Annotated in this window: 1 protein-coding gene; it reads left to right on the top strand. The window is 42.0% G+C overall.

What is annotated here, in order from left to right:
• The first annotated feature begins 184 nt into the window (after window positions 1-184).
• Window positions 185-868 (top strand): histidine phosphatase family protein, encoded by a 684-nt coding sequence (locus A3766_RS02630; RefSeq protein WP_068507539.1) that lies wholly within the window; start codon window positions 185-187, stop codon window positions 866-868.
• Window positions 869-1,141: the final 273 nt, after the last annotated feature.

Raw genomic sequence — 1,141 nt, forward strand, 5'->3', positions numbered from 1 at the left:
TATATGTGGATTTTCTTACGAGTCTTTTAAGGTGTTAACAGGCTCTCATACTAAAGGAGACACTGTTCAGCGCACGAACTATAATCCAAGCTAATGCACTGCCATCAATTGAATAAACTTGCTGAATACTGCTTACTTCCATAGACTTTGCCAACTAATATTTATCCATGCTTAGAGCGATTAAATGGCAACACTGATACTTACACGGCACGCACAAGCCTCTTTAGGAAAGCAAGACTATGACCAGCTTTCTGATCTCGGCCACAAACAAGCCCATTTACTAGGTGAATATTTTGACAGCACTTCTATCAAGCCCAGTCGAGTTATTTGCGGCAGCTTAAAAAGGCATATTGAAACCGCTGACGCGATCACTCGCTCATTGCAATATAATCAAGCTATCGAAACTGATCCGCGCTGGAATGAATTCGACTTTAAGGGATTGATAAAAGCTTATTTGTCACTTAATAGCGACCAGGCGTTTAACTTAAGTAGAGACTCCAACCCGGCCACCTTTTTCAAGTTATTGAAAAAAGCTATGTTTGCCTGGGCGAATAACGACCTAGTAGGTCTGGTAGATGAATCTTGGAGCGACTTTGAGTACAGAATTGAAACTGGCTTAGAGGCAATTCGACAGCAAGCGGATCGTGATGATACCGTTATGTTAGTCAGCTCAGGTGGCGCAATTTCGATGGCGATAAGAAAAGTGATGGGACTAAGCGTAGAGCAGATGATTGATATTAACTTTCAGATTAAAAACGCAAGCTACGCTAGTTTCGATATTAAGCGGGACCGAATGGTGCTGTCGGGTTTTAACCATACCCCTCACCTAGAACTAGATGAGGGCAAAACTTTAATAAGCTACGCCTAAGATGTATCGGCTCGAACTTGGCCTTACAGCTTAGAATATAGGCTGTACTTAAACTAACGAGCTCACTAAGGCCTAAATGTCCGCAAGTCGGACTCTCGGCATCGACAATAAAGTTTGGATATTCAGGCCAATATTGACCTGATCAGTTACATCGGGAATGTGAGAAGAGCAGACACAAAACTATCCAGAAACTTCCTATTATCGCATTAGCTATTTTAAGAGAAATAAGACTTCAATTGCTGAGCGCAAACAAAATCTAGCGCCACTGCACTT

The organism is Oleiphilus sp. HI0132, assembly GCF_001635845.1.

Excerpts from the sequence above, each read along its gene's own strand:
- A3766_RS02630 (WP_068507539.1), top strand. The coding sequence starts at position 185 with ATGGCAACACTGATACTTACACGGCACGCACAAGCCTCTTTAGGAAAG.